At 45.6% G+C, this 24,554-nt stretch carries 16 protein-coding genes; 11 read left to right on the forward strand and 5 right to left on the reverse strand.

What is annotated here, in order from left to right; all coding sequences use genetic code 11:
- Nucleotides 1-40 precede the first annotated feature (40 nt).
- Nucleotides 41-574 (reverse strand): DUF1572 family protein, encoded by a 534-nt coding sequence (locus ACFVQB_RS04585; RefSeq protein WP_379435206.1) that lies wholly within the window; start codon nucleotides 572-574, stop codon nucleotides 41-43.
- Nucleotides 575-746: 172 nt separating this feature from the next.
- On the opposite strand from ACFVQB_RS04585, the gene ACFVQB_RS04590 reads away from it, so the two are divergent.
- The gene (locus ACFVQB_RS04590) at nucleotides 747-1,718 is read left to right on the forward strand and encodes an MBL fold metallo-hydrolase (RefSeq protein WP_379435207.1); all 972 of its coding nucleotides are present in this window, start codon (nucleotides 747-749) and stop codon (nucleotides 1,716-1,718) included.
- 65 nt (nucleotides 1,719-1,783) lie between these two features.
- Here ACFVQB_RS04590 and ACFVQB_RS04595 read toward each other — a convergent pair whose 3' ends face one another.
- Nucleotides 1,784-2,365: a LysE family transporter gene (locus ACFVQB_RS04595; protein WP_379435208.1), complete on the reverse strand. Its 582-nt coding sequence runs from the start codon at nucleotides 2,363-2,365 to the stop codon at nucleotides 1,784-1,786.
- 133 nt (nucleotides 2,366-2,498) lie between these two features.
- Between ACFVQB_RS04595 and ACFVQB_RS04600 the strand changes: the two genes are divergently transcribed.
- Nucleotides 2,499-3,053, forward strand: coding sequence for a helix-turn-helix domain-containing protein (locus ACFVQB_RS04600; protein WP_379435209.1), 555 nt, complete (start codon nucleotides 2,499-2,501; stop codon nucleotides 3,051-3,053).
- A 98-nt stretch (nucleotides 3,054-3,151) separates the two neighbouring features.
- Here ACFVQB_RS04600 and abnB read toward each other — a convergent pair whose 3' ends face one another.
- The gene (gene abnB, locus ACFVQB_RS04605) at nucleotides 3,152-5,566 is read right to left on the reverse strand and encodes an arabinan endo-1,5-alpha-L-arabinosidase AbnB (RefSeq protein WP_379435210.1); all 2,415 of its coding nucleotides are present in this window, start codon (nucleotides 5,564-5,566) and stop codon (nucleotides 3,152-3,154) included.
- A gap of 389 nt (nucleotides 5,567-5,955) precedes the next feature.
- Here abnB and ACFVQB_RS04610 point away from each other — a divergent pair, with 389 nt between their 5' ends.
- The 6 genes from ACFVQB_RS04610 to ACFVQB_RS04635 all read left to right on the forward strand — a co-directional run bounded on the left by ACFVQB_RS04610 (nucleotide 5,956) and on the right by ACFVQB_RS04635 (nucleotide 17,269).
- The gene (locus ACFVQB_RS04610) at nucleotides 5,956-9,807 is read left to right on the forward strand and encodes an alpha-L-arabinofuranosidase C-terminal domain-containing protein (RefSeq protein WP_379435211.1); all 3,852 of its coding nucleotides are present in this window, start codon (nucleotides 5,956-5,958) and stop codon (nucleotides 9,805-9,807) included.
- Between the two features lie 173 nt (nucleotides 9,808-9,980).
- Nucleotides 9,981-10,886, forward strand: a complete 906-nt coding sequence (locus ACFVQB_RS04615; RefSeq protein WP_063563569.1) for an ABC transporter permease — start codon at nucleotides 9,981-9,983, stop codon at nucleotides 10,884-10,886.
- Between the two features lie 15 nt (nucleotides 10,887-10,901).
- Entirely contained in the window at nucleotides 10,902-11,792 is an 891-nt protein-coding gene (locus tag ACFVQB_RS04620) for a carbohydrate ABC transporter permease (protein WP_379435212.1), read from the forward strand.
- Nucleotides 11,793-11,811: 19 nt separating this feature from the next.
- Complete coding sequence (locus ACFVQB_RS04625) at nucleotides 11,812-13,620, forward strand: sensor histidine kinase (protein WP_379435213.1); 1,809 nt, start codon at nucleotides 11,812-11,814, stop codon at nucleotides 13,618-13,620.
- Nucleotides 13,621-13,624: 4 nt separating this feature from the next.
- The gene (locus ACFVQB_RS04630; RefSeq protein WP_379435214.1) at nucleotides 13,625-15,283 is read left to right on the forward strand and encodes a response regulator transcription factor; all 1,659 of its coding nucleotides are present in this window, start codon (nucleotides 13,625-13,627) and stop codon (nucleotides 15,281-15,283) included.
- A gap of 342 nt (nucleotides 15,284-15,625) precedes the next feature.
- The gene (locus ACFVQB_RS04635; RefSeq protein ID WP_379435215.1) at nucleotides 15,626-17,269 is read left to right on the forward strand and encodes an extracellular solute-binding protein; all 1,644 of its coding nucleotides are present in this window, start codon (nucleotides 15,626-15,628) and stop codon (nucleotides 17,267-17,269) included.
- A 73-nt stretch (nucleotides 17,270-17,342) separates the two neighbouring features.
- On the opposite strand, the gene ACFVQB_RS04640 is transcribed toward ACFVQB_RS04635, so the two are convergent.
- Together ACFVQB_RS04640 and ACFVQB_RS04645 are read right to left on the reverse strand one after the other, a co-directional pair.
- The gene (locus tag ACFVQB_RS04640; protein WP_379435216.1) at nucleotides 17,343-18,953 is read right to left on the reverse strand and encodes a response regulator; all 1,611 of its coding nucleotides are present in this window, start codon (nucleotides 18,951-18,953) and stop codon (nucleotides 17,343-17,345) included.
- Complete coding sequence (locus tag ACFVQB_RS04645; protein ID WP_379435217.1) at nucleotides 18,934-20,685, reverse strand: sensor histidine kinase; 1,752 nt, start codon at nucleotides 20,683-20,685, stop codon at nucleotides 18,934-18,936. The genes ACFVQB_RS04640 and ACFVQB_RS04645 overlap by 20 nt, the downstream gene beginning before the upstream one ends.
- Before the next feature lie 335 nt (nucleotides 20,686-21,020).
- On the opposite strand from ACFVQB_RS04645, the gene ACFVQB_RS04650 reads away from it, so the two are divergent.
- The 3 genes from ACFVQB_RS04650 to ACFVQB_RS04660 are packed head-to-tail and all read left to right on the forward strand — an operon-like array spanning nucleotide 21,021 to nucleotide 24,534.
- A complete protein-coding gene (locus tag ACFVQB_RS04650) occupies nucleotides 21,021-21,944 on the forward strand; it encodes an ABC transporter permease (RefSeq protein WP_379435218.1) in 924 nt (307 codons plus the stop codon).
- 40 nt (nucleotides 21,945-21,984) lie between these two features.
- Nucleotides 21,985-22,881 (forward strand): carbohydrate ABC transporter permease, encoded by an 897-nt coding sequence (locus tag ACFVQB_RS04655; RefSeq protein ID WP_379436320.1) that lies wholly within the window; start codon nucleotides 21,985-21,987, stop codon nucleotides 22,879-22,881.
- 39 nt (nucleotides 22,882-22,920) lie between these two features.
- A complete protein-coding gene (locus ACFVQB_RS04660; protein WP_379435219.1) occupies nucleotides 22,921-24,534 on the forward strand; it encodes a type 2 periplasmic-binding domain-containing protein in 1,614 nt (537 codons plus the stop codon).
- Nucleotides 24,535-24,554 lie beyond the last annotated feature (20 nt).

The following is a 24,554-nucleotide window of genomic DNA, read 5'->3' on the forward strand; positions in this document are numbered from 1 at the left end:
TTTATAGAAAAACTCTGTTGTTTTGGGTTACTCGAATAAATTAGTGATATAGTCCTGTGAGATGTTCGTCGCTGGGCTGTAAAATCTTCGACAGCAGTACGATCTGGCCTGTATGGTAGCCATAATGTGTAGCGACCTTTATCAACAGAGAACGTACGATTTTATGCTCCTGCGCATCTTTGGCTTCATCCTCACTACGGTTCATACGATTCCAATCGGTCAGCTCATAGGGAATGGTCACTTCTCTGGACAAATCCTCCTCTTCCAGACTAGATAATATCGCGGTTGATTCTGTCCGAACATGGCGGAGCTTGGCTAACAATTCCTCCCCGGTCAGACCGCCATTGGTATTGAATTCAGCAGAGCGTTCCCGGATCAGAGGCTGGTTCCCGATACCTGTCACCAGGTTCTGATACTCATTGCCCGCCAAATGCAGACAATAATTTCCCACACTGTTCATGCCAGGCTGGAGTTTCTTCCAAATCTGTTCCTCGTTCAACCTGCTCAAGCTGGTTTCAATGCGTTCTAGCTGCTTGTTCATGTCCTCAACAACGTCCTGAATAAGTTTAATCATGATAACATGTCCTCCATTCATTAGGGTTGATTGAAGTTCAAATTCAGATAACCGAAGGCGAATTGATTATAAACGAACAATGATTTAATATAAAGGCTAATATTACTCCTGTTTTACTCAAGATTGAACCATTGCTTGAATTATTGATTATAGAGAACAGAAGGTATGAATAATGACAAAATACGAAAATCAGATTCCGACAGCCGCAGGTATGAGCTTTAGCTCCCTCGTGAGCATGTTGAAGGATTCAATGCGGAGAAGTATAGAGCGTAGACCTGCGGGCAGTATTCCCGTGGAGAAATATGAACCAACGGAATCTTTAAATGTATCCGATCATCCACAGGTAACATGGTTCGGTCATTCGGCTTTTTTGCTTGAGATCGAAGGACACAGACTTCTTTTTGATCCAATGCTGGGCAATCGTCCATCTCCTGTATCCTGGGCGGGTACGAAACGATACAGCACTAACCTGCCGATTCAACCCGAGGACTTTCCAGCCTTGGATGCGATCGTTATATCGCATGACCACTATGATCATCTGGACTATTCCTCTATCCACAGATTGAAGAATAAAACACAGCGGTTTATCGTCCCACTTGGTGTGCGTCGACGACTGATTCAACTGGGCGTGCCCTCGGAACAGATTACCGAACATAACTGGTGGGATGAGCTATCCTTCAAAGGTTTGACATTAGCCTGCACGCCGGCGCGACATTTCTCGGGCAGGGGGTTGTTGGACCGCAATTCGACCTTATGGTGTTCATGGGTCATTGCTGGACAAGAAACGAAGGTTTTCTTTAGCGGCGACAGCGGATACGGTCCTCATTTCAAGGAAATCGGCAGTAAGTACGGGCCTTTTGACCTGACCCTGATGGAATGCGGGCAATATGATGAGCGTTGGTCCAACATTCATATGATGCCGGAAGAAACGGTACAGGCTCACTTGGATGTAAGGGGAGGACTGCTCATCCCGATTCATTGGGCCGCATTTACGCTGGCCTATCATGCCTGGAACGAGCCGGTTGAACGGATCACCAAGGCTGCACATGCCCTGAATGTCACCATTGCAACGCCTAAAATCGGTGAGAAGGTTGTGCTGCATACGGGAGCTTACCCAAGCCAACCGTGGTGGAGATCAAACTGAGTTAATTTGAAATAAAAATAAAAGCGTCCAACTCATTAGATGGGAGGACGCTTTTTCTCTTGCATTTATTTTAAAATCGTTAGGGCACTATAGATGAGCAAAACACCCATTAGAATATTAAAAGGACGCTCATATTTCAATAAAAAGCTCTGAAATAACATACCGCATAGCCCCCAGGTCATATTGGCACTAATGCCAATGATGGTTAGAAGCACCGAAAATACGATCATATGAACATGAGAATCTCCTAGAGGCATAACAAATACCGAGATGGCCGTAAGACCATACAGAATGACTTTGGGGTTGATGAATTGCAGGGTGAAGCCAAAGAGAAACGAAAAACGATTGACCTTGGGATCTTTGGCATTCACAGGTTTACTTCGCATGATTTTGATCGCCAAATAGATCATATACACACATCCCGACACGTTCATGGCAGGTTTGATCTTTGGGATATATTGATGCAGAATAAGGTTGAAATAACTGGAAAGAAACATAATAAGCAGGCATCCAGCAGCTACGCCGGCAATAAACGGAAGAATTTTTTTGAATCCCTCGTTTCTTGCGTGAGTCATGGCGATGATGTTGTTGGGACCCGGAGTGAATGAAGCCACGATTGCGTAAATCAGTAACGGTATGATATTCATAAGTCCTCCACATTTGATTCTTGTTGTATGTTATATTTAATTGAAACGTACGTTATAACGCACGTTCTTTATAATTGTACAATATGTACGCTATAAAGCACAATTTTATTTTTTAAACAGAGGTGACCGAATATTGAAAAACATTAATGTGGTTCTGGCTCAGAATTTGAAGCAGCTCAGGGAACAAAGAAAGCTTAGTCTGGACAAGGTTGCCGAGATGTCTGGAATCAGCAAGACGATGCTTGGTCAGATTGAACGGGGTGAATCCAACCCCACAATTGCGACAGTATGGAAGATTGCGAACGGCCTGAAAATTTCCTTTACCGCTTTGATCCATGAACCAAAGTCGGACACTACTATGGTAACGGGTGATGATATTCAATCATTAATGGAGGATGGGGGACGAATTCGAATTTATCCGCATTTTCCTTTCGAAGAGGGGCGCCGTTTTGAAATGTACATGATGGAGATGGATGAAGAGTCTTCTATGAATGCTGAACCGCATATAGAAGGGGCAGAGGAATTTATTACGGTTTTTGAAGGGGCAGTAACAATTCGGGTTGGGGAGGAGGATTATACGGTAAATCAAGGGGAGTCGATTCGTTTTCGCGCGGATAAGGCTCATGCCTATAAAAATTTGGGTGCCTCTGCGAACAAATTAAGCATGGTCATTCATTATTCAAAGTGAAATGAAATAAAACGCCAATACAACAGCCTGTGGATTCAGACTGTTATATTGGCGTTTTTGTTATTTCCATTCAACTCCATAGATAAGAATTGAATATATTATGGATTTTCTTTTGCTAGACGCTGAATTTCCGTGGAGGTTAATGCTTTATCATATACTTTTACGTTATCCATTGAGCCTTTATAGAAGGGATCGGCTGTATAACGGCTTTTGCCCAAATAAGCTTCCGTCACTTGCAGATCCTTTGGGTTAAACGTGATTTCCGTGCTGCTTGCTACGACTTTTCCATTCACATACATAGTGCCGGTATCTCCTTGAAGGGTAACAGCGACATGCACCCATTGATTGGAGGGCAGCGGTTCAGCAGCAATCAGGCTTTGATCTCGTCCCTGATCATGAATGGTGAATTGCAGAGCTCCGGTATGCTGGGCGGGAGTAAGGAACATATGTCTGGTCAGGCCATTTCCAAAGTCGAAAATTCGCTGCCAGGCTCCGCCGCCACTCCAGTTGACCCATGCACTAAAGGTGAAATCCGTCGTATCGGTAATGATTCCGGGCAGCTGGATGTAGCTGTCGGTTCCATTAAAAGCAGCAGCTTGATTCTTGCTGCTAATAGCAGAAGTCGTCACTTTAAAAGCTTGCCCATGATATTCATTTTTGCTGAAATCCTGTGCGATTTTTGCAAGTTTCTTTTGTTCAAAAGTATACTCTCCAAGCAAAGGACTAACCGCCTGTTGTGGAATGATAACGTTAAACGTTTTGGAACTTACCGCACTACCTTTGCGAATCGTTGCCGTTAATGCCACCTTGGCATCTCCCTTACCAGTGCGAGGACGATTCACTACTCCGGTAGCGGACAGCGCAGAGGCGTTGGAAGATTTCCATGTAATCTCTGCATCACGTGTTCCTTTGGTCGGGAGGGACAGGTTGAAGAATACGTTCCCTGTGTCTCCGATGCCCAGATCCTTTTTTACCGCATTGACAATATCCTGATCCTTCATTGCAGCCATCTGACTTCCCCAGATTGCCACGCCAGAGGAGGAGAGAGCGCTAAAGGTCAGAACCGTCTTTTGGGAATCTGGCTCCCATTCATGCGTGAAGACACCTTTATACACAACATTATTCGATGTGATTTGCACCTGATTGTCTGAACCAAGACTCCATGTTCCCGTCACCGCACCACTAATCTGCCCATCTGCTGTAAACTGAACGGTCTGTGAAGATTTGATCTCGGCCGTGATTTCCTTCCCATGATTCACCCATTTGTATTGACCAGCAATCTTCTGGGTTGTCAGTTGGGCAGTGTTTTCTTCTAATGCCGCATAGCGGTAAGGAGAAACGACAGGCCATCCTTCCGAGTTCATATGCATCTCATGTACGCGGACTTCATGCTCTTCTCCGCGTCCTGGAAAGCGCGAATGGAAGATCAGAAATTGTTTTCCTGTTTCAGCGTCAACATAAGCGGAGTTATGTCCTGGTGATACATAGCCGATACCTTGACCTGTGCCTGGATCACCGATCTGTCTTTGAAACAGAAAGTTTCCTAGTAATTTGACGCCAAAAGGCTCGATCGAGCGGTCATCAAACAAGGGTTTGTCCTTGTCCGCCTTGACGTTGATCATATCGTTTCCTTCAGCATCGAGGAAAGGGCCGTCAGGTGTTTTGGAGCGAGCTACCCGAATGTTATATCCCCCGTCAGCACCCAATCCGCCATAGGACAGATACAGATAATAATAGTCGGTTTCGGGACTATAGAGCATATAAGGTGCTTCAATTCGGCTGTGATTGCCTCCGGTCAGTTTTTTGCCATAACCCTGATTAGGGAGAGGTTTTCCCGTCGTTTCATCCATCTCCAGAATGAAAATCCCCCCGGAATAGGAACCGTACACCATCCAGAGCTTGCCGTTTTTATCGAAAAATACATCAGGGTCGACCACATTTGGATGTATGGTTGCATCGTATATGGTGCCATCCTCACTGATCTCATCCCACATGCCGGATTTGAGCAGAATACCCTGATCTTTATAAGGCCCCTCAATGTTGTCTGCCACAGCAACGCCTAACGCAGAGCGGGGAGAGTCCCCTTTGCACGTATTGTAGTACATATAAAATTTGCCATCCGCCAACTGAATGACGTCTGCTGCCCATAACGTATCGGTCTGCGCCCATTGCAGAGCTTCAGCGAATTCCTTGGTTACATTGGGCACAACAGGGTTGTCATCCGTAACCCCGGAGGCGACCGAATCCCAATTCATCAAATCCTTGGATTTCGCTACTTGAAGATGTGAACCAAAAATATAAAAGGTATCACTCACCTTAATAACGGAAGGGTCATGAACGGAAACATTCCTGAATGCTGGAACCGCATTCTCAATGGATGTGGAAACTTGCGGGTTGGAACTGACTGCCCCCGGACTGTCCGCCAATACGGAGACGGGAGCCAAAGCTGTTGTCGTAAGTAATGCAGTGCTCAGTAAAGAAATGTTAAGTACGCTTACCCAATAACGTTTCATACGTTTCCCCTTTCCCAATACCTGAAATGAAAAATAACCCTATTCATTGCCGCAAACGTTATCTGGTCGGACAGCCCTCCTTTTGATTACCACAAATAATCAAGCGCTTTCATTTGTTATATTATCAATCAATTTATATATTTGTAAACCATAAATATTGGGGTTGTAGTGTCTTTACGGTTTAAAAATAAGATAAGCAGAAGACCGATGCATTCGAAAGAATTCCTATGCTGCAACGGATTTTATGTAATTTTGGGATTGAAATCTTTACTCGGAATAAGATACTATACGATTAGATCATGTGTTTATATATTTATCAATCAATTTATATTTATACGAATTAAAGAAAGCTCATCTACGGTAATTTACGCTACATAGGAGGAATGAACATGACTACATTTCACAATCAACTAATTGCACACTACAAGTTTGAGGATGCAGCCGAAATTGGCAAGGATAGTTCAGGGAATGGGTATGTTGGAGCCGCCGCAGGAAAGAAAATACCCGACATCTCCGAAGTGAATGGCAGATGGGCAGTCACTTTTACGGGAGGATCGAACGGAACATCCTATTTGGAGCTGCCTTCGAATTTGCTGCAAAATGTAAGCGACAACACCGGCGTGACTGTTGCGGCATGGGTCCATTTGAGCAAGGGATCAAACGTCTGGGAGCGGATTTTCGACTTCGGTAAAGGAGAAAAGGGCCCCTATTTATTTCTGACTCGCCAGATGCGAGGCACATTATATGCAGGCGATGATCTGGTTGTAGACCCGGGACACGGATTTGCCAGTGGGGAATGGATGCATATTGCTTTGTCAGTAGCTGGCAGTCAGGGCGGCACACGCAGCAGTGCGGGTCCGGTTGTATATGTGAATGGTGAGAAGGTGGCAGACGGTTCCATCAGTCAGACATCCAGTGGCAATTATGCCAAGCTGCGCAAATGGTTTGATTCGTTCGTGGATCCTGCGAATTATATCCGCAATTATATTGGACGTTCTCAGTACGCGGCAGATGTGGATTTTGCAGGATCATTGTCCGATTTTCGGATTTATCAGGCCGCTCTGTCCATGGATGAAGTGATCGAAGTCATGTGCGAGTCCCTGACGGATGAAGAGATTGTGAAGCTGGCAGGAGATAAATATTTGTCTGCTCCAGCTCGGATTATTACCAAAGATGTGTCATTGCCTGTAGATTTACTGGGGGGCAAGGTAAACGTTCAATGGAATTCAAGTCAGCCTGAAATTCTGTCAGCGAATGGAGAGGTTCAACCTCTGAGCTCGGCACAGGAGATTCGTTTGAATGCGCTCTTAACCAAGGGTGGAAATACGCTGAACAAAAGTTTTGATGTGTCCGTTGTACCAGAACACCTTCCGCCTTATACCGTTACAATCCATGGGGACCAGCAGGTGGCGGATATTAGTGAAGTGATGTACGGTCTGTTCTACGAGGATATCAACAATGCAGCAGATGGGGGAATCTATGCGGAGTTAGTTCAGAACCGTTCGTTTGAATCCTTTGCATTCGATACGTACTCGCATGACTCTGGCGAATGTGGTTGTTCGACAGGTCGGAACCGTGATCCTTTGTTTGCTTGGTCCGGGGATACCGAGAAAATGATCGTGCAGCATACCGATGGATTAAACACTCATCTTAACGTGGAAGACTCGGAAGTGAATGCTTATTATGTAACGGTTCAGGCGGGTGCGACGATTCGAAATCGCGGATTCTCGGATTCCAATCAGCATTGTGCCATGTCCATCAAGAAAGGCGAGGCATATGATTTTACCGTCTGGGCCAAGGCAGTATCCGCAGGTACAATTACGATTCAATTGCAGGATGGAAACGGTGCTGCCATCAGTGATTCAGTTATACTGCAAGTTGAAGGCGGTAACACATGGAAGAAGTACGGAATCGCCTATTCCGATAGCCGTTTCCTTATGGCCAATGCCGAATTCAGCGGTCATGCTAGTGGCACTCATGTGTTGACTCACCCCAACTCTACCAATATCACCAATTCGAACGTGACCCTGACCGGAACGGAGACCGCGCTGGGGCAGTTAGCACTTACCTTTGAAGGAGACATTTCCATAGACATGGTGTCGTTGATTCCGCAGGATGTATGGGGAGCCGATCCGAAAGAGCAGGGAGTATCCGCGTCAGCACATGCCAACTACACAGGTAATCCGAACTATCGACTCAGAAAAGATCTGGTTCAGGCCCTTGTCGATCTGCATCCGAAGTTTTTTCGTTTTCCGGGGGGGTGCATTTCCGAAGGTTCATTTATTTGGGACAATGTGTATGACTGGAAGGATTCGGTGGGAGCGGTGGAGCTTCGCAAAGAGAACTATAACGTCTGGGGTTACATGATGACGATGGGTCTCGGCTATATGGAGTATTTCCAACTGGCAGAAGATTTGAATGCTGCTCCGGTTCCGGTCATGGCCTGTGGCGTTCTGTGTCAGGCCCGTTCGGATTACGCACACCCGGCGGGTGGCGCTTTGAGGGATTATTATATCCGAAACTTTACAGACCTGATCGATTTCGCGCTCAGCACGGATATTGAACATAACGAATGGGCTGCCATCCGGAGTAGTATGGGACATCCTGAACCATTTGATTTGCGTTATCTTGGCGTAGGCAATGAGAACTGGGGAACCGAATTTTTTGCCAACTTTGAAGTATTCAAGACGTCAATTGATGATTATATGAAACGTAATTATCCTGATCATGAGCTTCATATCATTTCGACAGTCGGCGCTCAAGCGGATGATGATGCGTACCAACAAGGCTGGAAATTCCTGAGCGGCAATCTGACCGGATCAGCTCAGGTGGCTTTTGCAGATGGTAAAGAGGTGATCGAGGAGACGGTCACTTGGTATGAGAACCAGGACAACTATATGGATACCATTGCGGATGAGCACTACTATCGCTCCAATGACTATTTGCTGAATAACGTGGATCGGTACAACTATTACGAGCGGGCTTATCATGAAGACGGCAGTATGAATTGGACAGAGACATCCAAGGTATTTGTGGGAGAATATGCATCCACGGACAAAAATACACTGGCAGGTGCGATCGCAGAAGCTGCGGTGATGACCGGTTTTGAAAATAATGCGGATGTTGTTCGCCTGGCTGCCTATGCGCCGCTGTTCAACAAAGTACTGACGGACGGTACCTACCGCTGGACGCCGGACTGCATCTGGTTTGATGATGAAACGGTGTGGTACACACCGAATTACTATGTACAGCAGCTGTTTGCCAAGTATGTGGGTGAGCAGGTGCTGGGCACTTCATTTTCAACGTACAGCAAGGGTCAACCGATTGAACTCATTCCACGTGGCGGCATCGAGATTGCGACAGGCCATTCCGACATTGTGGTGAAACGGATTACGGTCACATCGAACCAGGATGGCAGCGTGCTTTTTACAGAAGATTTCAGGGAGCAGAGAACACTGAATGAGGCGTGGAATCTTATTCCGGGATTGGCAGGATACACGTTGGAAGCTGGAAAAGGTCTGGTTTTGAAAGCACAGGCAAGCGGTCTGAACGGGTTGTATCTTCTGAACGATCAATGGTCGAATTATAAAGTGGAAGTCGAGACGCGGCGTATAGCGGGTGAGGATGGCTTCACCATCGGTGTTGGATTAATGGATATATCACCTGAGAAAAAGGATGTCATCGAATACGCAATCGGATATGGCGGCAATGCAACGGGAGTCAAAGTATACAAACAAGGTGTGGAAGGCTACACACTGGGCGATTATTCTTCCAGTACAGCGGCGGGAAATTTCCGGGCAGCCAACTATGAACCGCTGGAGAACGATACGAATTATACGATTACGGTGAATTATGGTGGTGACACAGGGAAGAATCTGATCTGCTCGTATACCGATGGTTACACCACCAGCAGAATTCTGGATTATAAGCTGGAAGCGTACAACCGGGATGTATTTCATTCCGTTACGAGAGACGAGCAGCATGTGTATGTGAAGCTGGTGAACGCAGATGGGGTAGACAAAGCAACCCAAATTTGCCTTCAGAATCTGAGGGTTGCCTCTGTTGCGAGAGTGATAACGCTTAGCGGAGATGAAGAGTTGCTACATGTTCCTAATGTGAATCAGAAGAATGATGAGAAAATTGTTCCACAAGAACAAATGATACATCTGCAGGAGGATTCGGTTGTTTTGCAGCTTCCTGCCCATTCGGTCAATGTACTGATTATGGATGTCCAGAAATAATAAGAAATAACATCTCATCTCAATAATAAACTGATGCAGCCTTAAAACCGCGATACTCGCGGTTTTTTTGGTGTTCCGGGAAGAGAGTCAACAAAAGATACCTAAAGTAAATAGCCTACACTATTGCCGATTCCTGACGGATTCTATAATGAGTTTGAAGGAGGAGACAGCTCATGCGTTCCAACTACAAACAATTTATACGAAACGTTCCGCTTCATCTCATGATATTACCTGGACTGATCATCATTATTGTATTCGGTTACATTCCGATGGCGGGACTCTCCATTGCCTTTCAGAATTTCTCTCCCATTGCCGGATTCAAAAATATGAACTGGGTCGGCCTCGACAATTTCAGGTATCTGTTCGATCTGCCTGGGTTCGGACAGGTCGTCTGGAATACCGTATTTATTTCCGCGATGAAAATTGTGTCCGGTTTGGTCATTCCGGTACTTGTGGCCCTGCTGCTGAACGAGGTACGCAAAACAGGCTTTAAACGAACCATTCAGACGGTCATCTATATGCCACATTTCTTTTCCTGGGTTATTTTGGCCGGAATCATTGTGGATGTATTATCCCCCAGCACAGGGATCGTGAATATGTTGCTCAAGGCAGTAGGTGTAGAGCCGGTTCAATTCCTGGCCAGTAACGAATGGTTTCCTTACATACTCGTCATTACGGACCAATGGAAAGAATTCGGATTTGGCACGATTATATATTTGGCCGCACTGACAAACATTGATAAATCCCTGTACGAAGCATCTGTAATGGATGGAGCAGGAAGATGGAAGCAGACCTGGCATATTACGCTGCCTGGCATTCGTCCAATCGTGATTCTGATGGTTACACTGAGTCTTGGTAACGTACTTAACGGTGGCTTTGACCAAGTATTCAACCTCTACAATCCGCTTGTTTATGAATCTGGAGATATTCTGGATACGATGATTTACCGGATCGGTCTGCAAGATGCGCAGTACTCGGTATCAACCGCATTGGGTCTCATTAAGTCAGTTGTTTCGTTTATCTTTATCGGGCTTGGTTATTTCCTGGCCTACCGATTAGCCAATTACCGGATTTTTTAGAAAGGAGGCAAGAACATGCATCACGCTTCAAGAGCCTATCATTGGTTTCTGAGATTGAATTATGTCATCCTGACCCTTCTTGCCTTGCTATGCCTGTTTCCTATTGTGAATATTCTGGCGATCTCGTTCAGTTCGAGTGATGCAGTCAAGGCGGGGAGTGTCACATTCTGGCCGGTGGATTTCACCTTCTCCTCGTATAAATACATTCTCGAAAATCAGCAGTTTCTAAATTCATTCGGTACAAGTCTTCTCCGTGTGGTACTCGGAGTTGCGACCAACCTAATCTTCACGATTCTTGTAGCCTATCCGCTCTCCAAAGAGGCAGCGAAGTTCCGTTCCAGAACGTTCTATGCGTGGATTTTTGTCTTTACCATGCTGTTCAGTGGAGGATTAATTCCGGGTTATCTGGTTGTTAAGGAAGCAGGTCTTTTGGATTCGATCTGGGCTCTGATTTTGCCGGGAGCCGTTCCGATCTTTAATGTATTGCTTATGCTGAATTTCTTTCGAGGTTTGCCGAAGGAGTTGGAAGAAGCGTCATGGATGGATGGAGCAGGCCATTTCCGCACGCTATGGAGCATTTACCTTCCCATTTCATTGCCCAGTATCGCAACCATCACACTATTTGCCATGGTGGGGCACTGGAACGCCTGGTTTGATGGCATGATCTATATGAAAAGTCCGGAAGGTTATCCGCTGGCCACGTATCTGCAATCGATGCTCCAACAAGTGACGATGATTCAGAGTGAGATGATGACCCTGGAGGATGCAACGCTGTTAAGTCAGGTGTCGGATAGAACGACCCAGGCATCCCAAATCTTTTTGTCCGTTATACCCATTCTGCTTGTGTATCCGTTCCTGCAAAGGTATTTCGTTCATGGACTTGTTGTCGGTAGTGTAAAGGGATAAGATCGATGGAGGAAAACCAATGGGAGGAGCCGATTTCCGGCTCCTTTTTGCCGTTGAGGAGAGGAGTGAAGGGAAAATGAGGTTCGCGGTGGGCACTTGGAAAAATGCATCCATCGTCGTCAAACTGATGATTGCTTTTGTGCTCGTCATCCTGCCCCTTTATGGGATCAGCATTATGATCACGCATACCAGCTCCAAGCAAATGCAGACGGAAGTGGAGAAGGCGCATGAATCAAAGCTTTATTTTTACCACAATCATCTGCAATTTGAACTGGAGCGAATGAGTGGACTTGTTACCGAATTTTCGTTCGATGAAACGATGTCTACCCTGAGTACACGAGCTGTGATTATGAGCAGATATGAGGTGACTTCCAGTCTCAATAATATCCATAACAAGCTGGGGCAGATCATGGTGACGAGTCCCTATATCAGCGATGTTGTGTATTACGTTCCGGCTCTGCATAAACGGGTCAGCGCGGTGGACGGAATTCGCAATGTGGAGGAGACAGAATGGAAGGATCTGCTGGCAACTATGGGGAATCTGAATGGTGAGTTGTCTTATTCGGATAACCATCTTTATTTTCTCAAAAGCAATCCGTATAACATGAATCATGAGGAACCGCCCAATTTTATATTAGGCATCCGCTTGTCTGCGGAAGAACTGAAGCGCAGATTGCAGCAGCTCGCGGAAACAGGAGGCAGTGATATTACACTGAGCTTCGGAGAGAAGCACAATGTAGCCATTTCCTCTTCTGATAAACCTGCATCGGCAGCACAATTGCAAAAGGTATTACCGATATCTCCAGAATCCATGCAAGTGACGAGATTTCAATCTGATCCATATCTGTATTATTCGCTATATGATCCCGATCACTCGTTCACGCTGACAGCCAGTATCCCTAATGATGTGCTCCAAGCTCCCCTGGAACAATACAACTTATGGCTGTGGACGTTGACGCTTATTTCAATGGTCATCATTATGATCTTCTCTTTTTCAATCTACAGGTCAATTCACAAGCCGTTATCTGTGCTCATTCGCGGGTTCAGAATGGCGGAGCAGGGTCAGACCAGTATTCATATTCCGCAATCCAGACGAGATGAATTTGGTTATTTATACTCTCGCTTCAACCACATGATAGAGCGCTTACATATTTTGATTGATGAAAATTATGTTGCCCGGATTCGAACCAGCGAGGCAGAACTCAAACATTTGCAGTCCCAGATTCAGCCTCACTTTCTATATAACAGTCTGTTCAGCATCAAGCAAATGGCCGAGGTCGAGAATGTTGAATTGATTCAGGAATTTACCGATTATTTGGGTCAATATTTCAGGTATATGTCCAGGGATTCTCATTCCGAGGTATCGCTCGGTGAAGAGGTGGACCATGCCTTAGTCTATGCTTCTATTCAGAAAATTCGATTTGGCTCAAGAGTCCAACTGCAACTGGAGGAACTAAGTAGGGAGTATCGAGACATCGCCATTCCCCGAGTCATTATTCAGCCAATAGTTGAGAACGTATTTGAACATGCCCTTGCCAAACGCAGTCAGGGAGGCATTCTGAAATTATCCTATCAAGTTGAACACGACAAGTTGTCCATTCGGATAGAGGATGATGGCGATCAATTAACAGATGAAATTCTGAGCAGCCTGCAAGCATCCTTTCAGGAATCTGCGAACCAGAGACATGGGAATGAAGAGATTACGGGACTAATGAATGTGAATCAACGTTTAAGGATCAAGTTCGGAACGGGTTATGGTCTTTGTGCGCAGCGTAGTGAGTTGGGCGGTTTATGTATGATTTTAAATATTCCATGTAGACGGGAGTAATTGAATGCAGCGAATGTTAATTGTAGATGATGAACCGGTTATTTTGGATGGTCTATATGCTTTCTTTCAAAAAGCGGATTTTCAGGATATGGAGATTATTAAGGCATCTTCTGCCTTTGAAGCAATCGAATGGTTGAATTCTGTCAAAATTGATATTGTACTCAGCGACATCTGCATGCCTGGCATGGATGGCATGGAGCTGATCGAGAAGATAATGGATCGTTGGCCACGATGTAAAGTACTATTGCTGACAGGTCATAACGAATTTGATTACGCACATCAAGCAATACGTAACCCTTGTGTCGTGGATTACCTGTTAAAGACAGAGGGCATGAGTCATATTCGCGCAGCGGTAGAGCGGGCGTTAACACAGATTGCAGAGGAAAATGATTTCCGTTATCAGCATGCCTGGTTTCGCAGCAAGCTGCCCAGAGCGCTGCCGCAGCTGCAAAGACAGTTGCTGCTGGATCTCCTAAAACGAACAGAAAGACATGATATCGCCTCGCTTCAGGAAGAATTGGATGCGGTCCAGTTACCTTTCATGTCCAATGAGTCTATAATTCCGGTCATCATACGGGTTGAGGAGTGGAACAACTATCAATCCCAGGCGGACCGGAGTTTAATTCGCTATGCGGTTGCCAATGTTGCGGAGGAGCTGCTTCAGGATAAGGCCAAGGTTAAAGCTATTGATCTGGATTATCAGGTGATCGCCTGTTTTGTTCAGCCCAAGGAGAAGCCATCGAGCTACCATACAGGACGGCAGGAGCAGTGGGAACAGACGCTGCGTTTCGTCTATGGAACGCTGGAGTCTGTGCAGCAATCCTGTGCGGATTGTCTGAATCTGTCCGTCTCCATTATGGTGAGTGAACAGGCGGTGGAGTGGATGGAGCTAAGTCAGGCCATTGCACAGCTGCGCCTGTCGATCCATGAGGGCCCTGGACTTGGGATGGAGAAGCTTCTTCGGGTCAAGGTGCAGCATGAATCGCCATACACTCCCAATATTTTGAATCAGCAGAGTGTTGCGACTCTTCATCTGGATCAGATCAGGCAGCGTGTTACAGCAGGAGACAGGGAGTGGATGGAATCGTTTCACAAATGGACAGAAGCTTCAAAAGAAGGACTTCAGGACCCGTTCTTTCGAATGAAGATCTATTCAGGCGCAGGTAATGGACTGATTGAACTTCTTCATGAACTGGGCTTGTACGAATCAGCAATGGAGGAAATTGCGTTATCTCGCATGCTTCATTTTGACATCCATACGCCTTGGTCTGATCTCGTGGTTTTCTATCAATCGGCATATGAATGGATCATCTCCAAAAGAAGTGTTACACGTATTCATGATCAGTCGCAGATTCTCATCACCATTCATCATTATATCAAGTACCATCTGGAGGATGACCTATCGCTAACCCGAATTGCACAAGAGGTTTCTCTTAATCCGTCATATCTCTCCCGTTGGTACAAGCGCATAACTGGCAAAGGCATATCCGACTATATCCATGACCGACGCATTGAGCGCAGCAAGGAATTACTGCTCGGCTCCACCTGCAAAATGCATGAAATATCCGCCAAGGTCGGATTTAGTGATCAGCACTATTTTTATCGTTTCTTCAAAAAGGCCATAGGCTGCACACCGCAGGAATATCGGGATCAAAAAAGTTAGATCAATCCTTAAATGGTAAATCAAAGATACCAAATGTCAACGGGGTACACTCGAGGTGATAGCGCTTTCTTTATACAATAAAATTATATATAAGATGAAAGAAGATTAAACCATAACGGAGAGAGCAGAAGAGACCTGAAGAAGCGGAGCTAAAAGCTTTCCTTGAAAGCTACTTCGTAAGCATAAACTCGCCTTTATCACCGGATTTCTCCCTTCAAAAAGGGATAAAGGAAATCTGGGGATAACAGCGATCAAAAGGTTGTTCTGCTATCGGAGTGCAACGTTTAACATTCATTAGTTCATCTTATATACCTCACGGGAGGATTAAAAAGGGGGATTCGCATGAACATGTCATTAAAGAAATTCTCATTGTTAACGTTAACTATGGTTCTGGCCACGACGCTTGCAGCCTGTTCATCGGGTAAAGGTAGTGCTGAGAATGAAGCCCAACCGAACACACAGCAGGATGCAGGAGGTCCGCTTACGAAATATGATCCACCCATCAAATTAACATCAACCATGAATGAAACCGGGAAAGAATCGCTTGCCGAAGGCGATACACACGCCAATAACATTTGGACCAGAGGATACAAGGACGAGCTGGGGATCGATGTCACCTACGACTGGATTGTCCCGGATGCCAATTATAATGACAAAATGAACGTTACCCTGGCGAGTGGGGATTTGCCGGATGTATTGAAAGTGAGTGCTGTGCAGTTTGAACAGCTGCATGAAGCGGGGATGCTGGAAGATTTGACCGAGGTCTATGATAAGTATGCATCCGATCTGGTCAAGGAATTTATGTCTGCTGAGGATGGAGCAGGCTTGAAGCCAGTAACCAAGTATGGCAAGATATACGCGATGGTCAGCTTCCCAGGCTCGCTGGATTCCTCGGATATGATCTGGATTCGCCAGGATTGGTTGAAAAAAGTCGGGCTTGAAGCACCAAAGTCTATGCAGGACGTCATCAAAATTGCGGAAGCCTTCACCTTTGAAGATCCGGACGGAAATGGCAAAGACGATACGTATGGTATTGCACTCAACAAGGATTTGCCAATTAATGCGTTCCTGCTCGGTTATCATGGTTATCTCGAAACCTGGATCAAGGATGCTTCAGGTCAGGTTGTGAATGGTACCATTCAGCCTGAGGTGAAGGAAGGATTGCGCGAACTGCAAAATCTGTATTCGAAGGGTGTACTCGATCCCGAGTTTGGTGTTAAGGATTTTACGAAGATGATGGAAGATGTGAATGCAGGCAAATCAGGCATGTTCTTCCTGCCACAATGGGCACCATTTCAGGTTAGCAGCATGATTAAGAAGGATAAGAACGTGGACTGGCTGCCTTATCCGGTTCAATCGATCGACGATCAGCCTGCCAAAACGCAGAATCACCTAAGCTTGGGCGGCATATTTGCCGTACGTAAAGGTTATGAGCACCCGGAAGCATTGATCAAGCTGCTGAATTTCCAGGCAGAGAAAATGTTTGGTGAGTCGGCCAAGGAAGAGCGTGCTGCGTATTTGAACGGTTTGACCGGACTTGGTTTTCATAATGCGACCGTATCCAATCTGCCTGCCAACAAAAACGTGAAGGCACAGGATGAGGTCGAGCAGGCGCTCAAAACGGGAGATACATCCGGATTAGAGCTTGAAGCGAAGCTGTTCTACGATGATATTATGGATTACCGCAATGGAAATCTGGATAAGTGGCATATGGAACGTATTTTTGGACCGGAAAGCTCGCAGGGCGTCATCAAATATTATCGGGATAACGATCTCATTGTCATGAATGAATTTATCTACGCCCCAACGAGAACCATGAACACGAAACAGGCAACCCTGGATAAACTGCGCGCTGAGACGTTTCTGAAAATCATCTACGGCAACCTGTCTATTGACGAGTTCGACAACTTTGTTGCAAATTGGAAAAAGCTTGGTGGTGACCAAATTACCAAGGAAGTGAATGAAGTCATTAGTGCGAATAAGTAAAGCCACATTAAAACAGCAAATGCCACGCTGCGTACGATACTCAGGGTGGCATTTTTTATTACAGTGAAAAAGGTCATCCCGTTTCATGAGAGCCTTCTTTCTGCTTCTTGCGATATTCATTGGGGCTGCAGCCCATCTCTTGCTTAAACAGTTTGGTGAAGTGAGAGTAGTTGGTATAACCGACATTTCCAGCAATGGTATGCACCGATTGTGCGGTGGTCTCCAGCAGATGCCGGGCTGCCACAAGACGGGTATGGATGACATAATGGCCCAGTGAAATTCCCATCTCTTTCTTGAACAGCCTTGCCAGATAATCCGGATTCAGATAGACCATCTCCCCCAGATTATTCCTCGTTAAATCTTCTCCATAGTGAGTGCGTATATAATGGGTAATCTCATGCACAACCGACTTGGGCTGTTCGGCAACATTCAAATATTCAGCAGCCGTATTGACCAGATAGGCAATATAGGATTGCATGTCTTCAATAGAATGCAGAGATTGCATGAACAATTGATCATTCGTTTTGCCCATATACAGCTTATGCACTTCGATCTCCTTACTCTTCAATTGGGCATACACGAGTTGCACCAGATCAAGACGTAACAAACTTAGAACAGCGGTACCTACCACACCTTCGCGGACAAGTTGATGCAAATAACGACCTGTTTCATCCAGAAACGCCTGAAAGCGGTTTTCATTCAACAATTGCTCCAGCAATCCCAGATCAGGCGGGGTGTAATTCAATTCGGGTCTATTATAGTTTTCCAGTAAAAAGGTTTGGTTGCGGTGTTTGATTCGCTCTTCATTCATAAGCAACAACTCGTTGATGGTATGACGAATCTGACCCAGCGGCAGAGTGAACCCGATACTACAGCAGGCATCCGACTTCAGGTATGTATTAACCTTCGGTATGAATGAACCACACATGGATTCAATCAGCTGTGCATCCGGTGCTCCGTTCCATTTTAGAATAACCATCCAGTTGTAATCCTTAATCTCGGTAATGGCTTCAATGGAGAATAAAGTGTCCTGGAACCGTTCAACCATTACATTCAAACAAGCGTAATCGAACAGGTTCTTGTCCGTCTTGCCCAGTGTATGTTCATACGGGAACAGGTTAACCAGGATAGGAAGAAACAGATCCGTTGTTTCATAAGGCCAATTTTGTTCTGTCAAAAAGGAAGAGACGTCGGCAGGACCGGAAGGAAAGGCTTTACCGGAGATCAGTCTTCGCCAGCTGTCCTCAATCAGTTTACTCCTGTTTTTCTGCCACAGTTCACCCTCATGAATGGCTTTCTCGATGAACTGCTGGTCTCGGGCTTTGGCAACTGCTTTTTGAATAATAAGGGTCAACTTGTCAAACTCGATAGGCTTCAAAAAATAATCAAAGCTTTGCAGCTCGATTGCTTTCTGAGCATAGTTGAAATCGGCATAGTTGGTCAGAAATATCGTCTGTACATTATGCGATTCCTCCCGGACCCATGCGAGTAGTTCCAGCCCGCTGCCCTGGGGCATCTCAATATCACATATGAGAATCTGAACGGGATAATTTTGCAAAATCTCTTTGGCTTGCGCTATATTGTAGGCTGTGAATATCGTGTTGATCCCCAAGGCTTTCCAGTCAATTTTCTTTTCCAAAGCCATAACTACAAAGTAATCATCATCAACCAGCAATGCATCCATGGTTTGTCACCTCTCCCGAAGTATCTGAATTCAGTATCATTTTAGGCAAGGAAAGCGTGATCAGGGCGCCATCTGCGTCGTTCGCAAACGTAATATTCGCTTCATCCCGATATAACAACTCCAAACGTTGGATGGTGTTCATAATGCCAATCCGGTTACCGCCTGTTTGCTCCAGTGCTTCTCCACGCATCAGTGCGTCAAGAACATCCAGGCTGAAGCCTGGACCTGTATCCGAAATCCGGATGAGCACATAATCGCCATTTTCCTGTCGTTGTTCCGTCACGGATAAAGTAATACATAATTCCCGGTCCCGGGAGACCCCATATTTGACGGCATTTTCGATGAATGTCTGAATGACGAGTGGTGGCACAGCGATGCCCGTGATGACCTCAGGCTGTTCGATTCGATAGGAAAAAGCATCACGGTAACGTGATTTCTGGATGTCCAGGAACGTTCTCACATGTTCAATCTCATTCTCCAGAAGAACGAAATTCTCCCCACTTTGAAAGATATATCGGAAATATCGGGACGTAGCCAGTGCCATGCTCTCAATTTCCTCGTACATCTGCATCTGTGCCATACTGTACATGCTCGTCAGACAATTCAGGAAAAAGTGGGGTTTAATCTGCAATTTCATATAATCCAAACGTATTTTTTGTTTCTCCAATTCCTGCTCATAGCGATCGATCTTGAACCGTTTAATCTGGCCTACCAGTTCTTTAAACTGTGCATTGACTTGCTCCAGTTCCATAATCCGGCTGCTCTTGAAGTCTGTCGCTTCGTCCCCTTCGTTAATACGCGCCAGATTTTTGGAGAATCGCTGAATGGGAACAAGCAGATTTCTCCTGAAAAATATCATAATTGCACTTAATGTGGAGGTCACAATCAGAAAAAGCAGCATAATGAGCAGCTGAGCGACCATGATTTTCTCGAATGCACCAAACTTGATGGCCATACGCACACTGAATGCCGCATTGGAGAAGTCGCTGCTGACAATATTATGAGACTGGAACAGATCGAGAAATGAGTGTCTCTCTTCCGGTATGTGATCCCCGCCGGCAGGTCCGGATAGTTGCACTCCATTCTCGTCTACCAGAGAGGCGTACCCGTTGGCACCCAGATTAATCTGCTGGAGAGGGGCGATCAGTTCATCTGCGGATATCAAGGCAACAAGATAACGGTTGTAGTACGGTACAATATTGATAAGATAAGAAGTGCCGTTCACGTGAATTGGTGTCCAATGGGAATAGAACTTCTCATATACACCTTTATCGCGGGTTAGCGTAATGATCTGTTTTTTCACTTCGGAATAATCCGAATAGGAGATGCTTATTGGCGCGCAGTTGAGGAAATATTCACTATTCTCCAAATAATAAAAGAAATTGTACGACTGCCCGTAGTTTCGCTGCAGCTCGGCGAAGAGCAAATGTAGTTTCTCGTTGGCCTTCAGGAACGGAATACTGTTCACACCATATGTATTCATGTTGTCGAGATTCTCGTCATTAGCCAGTGTCCATCCCATGAAATGATTAATGTACGCAAAATCGTGATTAATGCGATTGATGTACAGATCGGCTGCATCCTGCAAGTATTGGGTGGATTGCTGTTTAACCATGGAGATGGAAGCAATGCTGATTACGAGATCCAAGATGAGCACGACAAAAGAAATGACGAACATCATGCGGATATAATGCCGGATGGGGTAGGGTTTGATGGTGTTCAGGTTTGCCATGGGACAATGCACCACTTTCTTGATTGCTTGGTTATGAATACGCTTTAATATCTCAGGAATAGTATAAAACCTTTGTTTGAAAAAAACATAAAGATTTGCATCTTTTGATTCAGAAGTCCGGATTACACACACGAAAGTCTGGATAACGATATGATTTTTGCTTGTAAGCATCTCGGTTACTTGTAATGTTCATGGATGGAACCATAGAAGTCCGAATAACGTCCTTAGCGGTCCGATAAACCCAATGTGAAGCGGTTTATACTGAAGCTATTCCAGAGATGACAGGTCCTACGGGAGAGCAGCATCAGTATATTTACAGGAGGGAAGGAAGAACCATGAGGACCAATCCACTTTATATTGGAAGAACGCTGGAGAGAATCAGGCGAAACTGGGGACTTTACGTTTTGCTTTTTCCAGCGGTTCTGTTGACACTTTTATTTGCCTACAAGCCGATGTACGGCGTATTAATCGCCTTTAAGGACTACAGTCCGGCATTGGGAATCGGAGACAGCCCTTGGGCTGGATTCAAATACTTTGAGAAATTCTTTCATTCCTATCAATTTACGAATACGATCCGCAATACGCTTGTGATTAGCCTGTACAGTCTGGCTACTTTTCCAATTCCGATTATGCTTGCACTGCTAGTGAACCAGATGAGGTCGGGAAGGTTCAAAAGGTTTTTTCAGACCGTTTCGTATATGCCTCATTTTATTTCAACAGTCGTTATGGTGGGGTTAATGTTGATCCTATTCTCACCAAGTACCGGGCTCGTTGGAAATATGTATCAGCTTTTTGGAGCACAAGCACCGGATTTGATGGGTTCATCCGCTTTATTCAGCAGTGTATATGTCTGGTCTGACGTGTGGCAGCATGTCGGTTGGGACAGCATTATCTATATTGCCGCGCTGTCTGCCGTAGATCCAAGCCTCTATGAAGCGGCCACGGTTGACGGGGCAAGTCGATGGCACAAGGTTCGTTATATTGATATTCCGATGCTGCTGCCGACGGCCATCACGCTGCTTATTCTGCGGGTAGGCGGATTACTCGGTGTAGGATTTGAGAAGGTTTATCTGATGCAGAACGACCTGAACATTCTCTCAAGTGAGATTCTGTCCACTTATGTATACAAAATCGGGTTACTGAGCAGCCAATACAGCTTCTCCTCAGCGATAAACCTGTTTAATACCGTCATTAATTTCATTTTGCTTATTCTGGTCAATCAATTATCCAAGAAATACAGTGAAAACAGTCTATGGTAGGGGGGAGACCAACAAGATGAGTGTTATGGAACCGGCAGCAATGACCCGAGCTCCCCGTGCAAAACGTCGATCACGTGTTACGGTTGCAGAAGTTGTATTGTATGCCTTTGCAGTTCTTTTTCTGATTGCTATCATTTATCCGATCTATTTTATAATCATCGCCTCGTTTAGTGATCCTTCATCTGTGGCTAACGGACAGGTGTGGGTTTTCCCTAAAGGCTTTACGCTTGAAGGGTATAAAGAATTGCTGCGACACGAAAACATCTGGATCGGATATCGAAATACCATTTTGTATACGGTAGTGGGAACACTTTTCGGGCTTGTCGTTAATATTTCGGCGGCTTATGCCTTATCGAGAAAAGATCTGGTCGGGCGCAAATTTTTCTCGCTGTTCTTTATCTTTACGATGTTCTTCAGCGGGGGATTGATCCCAACGTTCCTGACGATCCGCGACTTCCATCTTTACAACACGTTCCTGGTGATGGTGCTTCCGTTCTCCGTGGTGGTTTTCGACATGATCGTCGCCCGGACATTTTTCCAGACCAGTATTCCGGGGGATCTATGGGAAGCGGCCCAGATCGATGGCTGTGGTAACCTGCGGTATTTCGTACTGATTGTATTACCGTTGTCCAAAGCAATCATCGCAGTCCTCGGACTATGGATTGCCGTAGGGTATTGGAATTCATATTTTAACGCCCTGATTTATCTGAAAGATCCAAATCTGTATCCGCTGCAACTGATTCTGCGCAATATCCTTATCACGAATCAGATGCAGTCCGGCATGGGTACAGGAGAAGCAGCACAAGTTGCCCTGCGTCTTGCCAATTTGATGAGGTATTCCGTGATTATCATCGCTACAATTCCAATCATGTGTGTGTATCCGTTCATCCAAAAGTATTTCAATCAGGGGGTGATGATCGGCGCAGTGAAGGAGTAGGTCATGTTGAATTTCATTACGAATCAAGGGGGTTCCCAAATGGGGAAAAAGATAGGCAAGAAGTTGTTCACCAAAATGAGCAGCGTGCTTCTCGCGTCAGTCATGTTGGTCAGCGTTGTTGGTTGTAGTAGCGGGAATGGTAGTGAACCTGCGGAAACTACGGTATCAAGCGATTTTAATCAGGAAGGACTGCCGATTGTCAATAAACCGGTCACACTCAAGGTACTGACGGTTCGTTGGGGGAATATGGGCGACACCTTTACTCAGAATCAATGGCTCAAGGATTTGGAGAAGAATTCCAATGTAAATATTGAGTGGCAGGTCATGTCCTCCAACGACTGGGGTGAACAGAAATCCATTATGCTTGCCAGTGGTACGCTCCCGGACATTATCCTCGGTGATCAGGTGTTCAGCGATTCGGACATTGTAAACAACCTGAGCTATTTCCGTCCACTGGATGAATACATTGACTCGTATATGCCCAACTTGAAGGCGGCTATGGAAGAGACGCCAGATATGAAGAAAATCAGCACGTTCCCTGATGGCAAAATCTATTCCATGCCAACAAGACTGCCTGCCCGTCCGAAGAGCCGGAACCAGCCTGTAATCAATAAGGCATGGCTTGATAAGCTAGGGCTGAAAGCACCAACGACAACAGAAGAACTGTATCAGGTGTTGAAAGCGTTTAAGGAAAAAGATCCAAACGGAAATGGAAAACAGGACGAAATTCCGTACACCGAAACGGGCCTGAATGTGGATTTTCTGAATCCATTCGGAATCACTGACATTAATGCCAGCAGCATGATTGTGCAGGACGGTAAACCGGTCTTCTTCCCAACGACTGACGCCTATAAAGAAGCTCTTATTTATACACACAAGCTGTATTCAGAAGGGCTGATTGATCAAGAACTGTTCACACAAGACAATACAATGACATCCGCCAAATGGCAAAATGCAGACACTCCAATCGTCGGCTTCAGCAACCAGTGGACACCTGATGCGGTGTTTGGCAAGTGGAGCGACCAATACGAAGCGATTGCACCTATTGCCGGACCTGATGGCAAACGCTATCAGCCAGGGGATCCTGGCGGCATGAATCTGGCCCGTAATGAACTGCTCATTACAAGTTCATGTACTGTTCCGGAAGTCGCGGCACGCTGGGCGGATCAGTTCTATTCCAACGAAGCCAGCATTCAGAATTTCTGGGGTGCGATCGGAACGGTAATCGAGAAAAATGATGATGGCACATACACGCTGATGGACCCGCCGGCAGGCACCAGCGCCGATGCCTGGTATTGGGATCAATCTCTGCGTGATTTCGGACCCAAATATGTAAGCCCTTCCTTTGAAGAGAAAATTAAGCTTAATCCGAAGGCGGGTGACGGACTTAAGCTGCAAATCGATCAGTTGGGCAGTGCTGATGTAACAACACCTTATCCGAAGGTTATGTACAATGCAGAAGAGTTCCAGGAGCTGCCAACGCTGACAACGGATATTGACGGTTATGTAGCAACGATGCGTGCCCAGTGGGTAACCAAAGGCGGTATTGAAGAGGGCTGGGATGCTTATATCAAAAAGTTGAATGATATGGGACTTGAACAGTTACTGACCATCCGTAATAATGCCTTCGAACGTTATATGAACGTCAAATAGACTGGAGTTCAGTCATAAAT

This window comes from Paenibacillus sp. NPDC057886 (assembly GCF_042796655.1).
In the GTDB taxonomy this organism is placed as follows: domain Bacteria; phylum Bacillota; class Bacilli; order Paenibacillales; family Paenibacillaceae; genus Paenibacillus.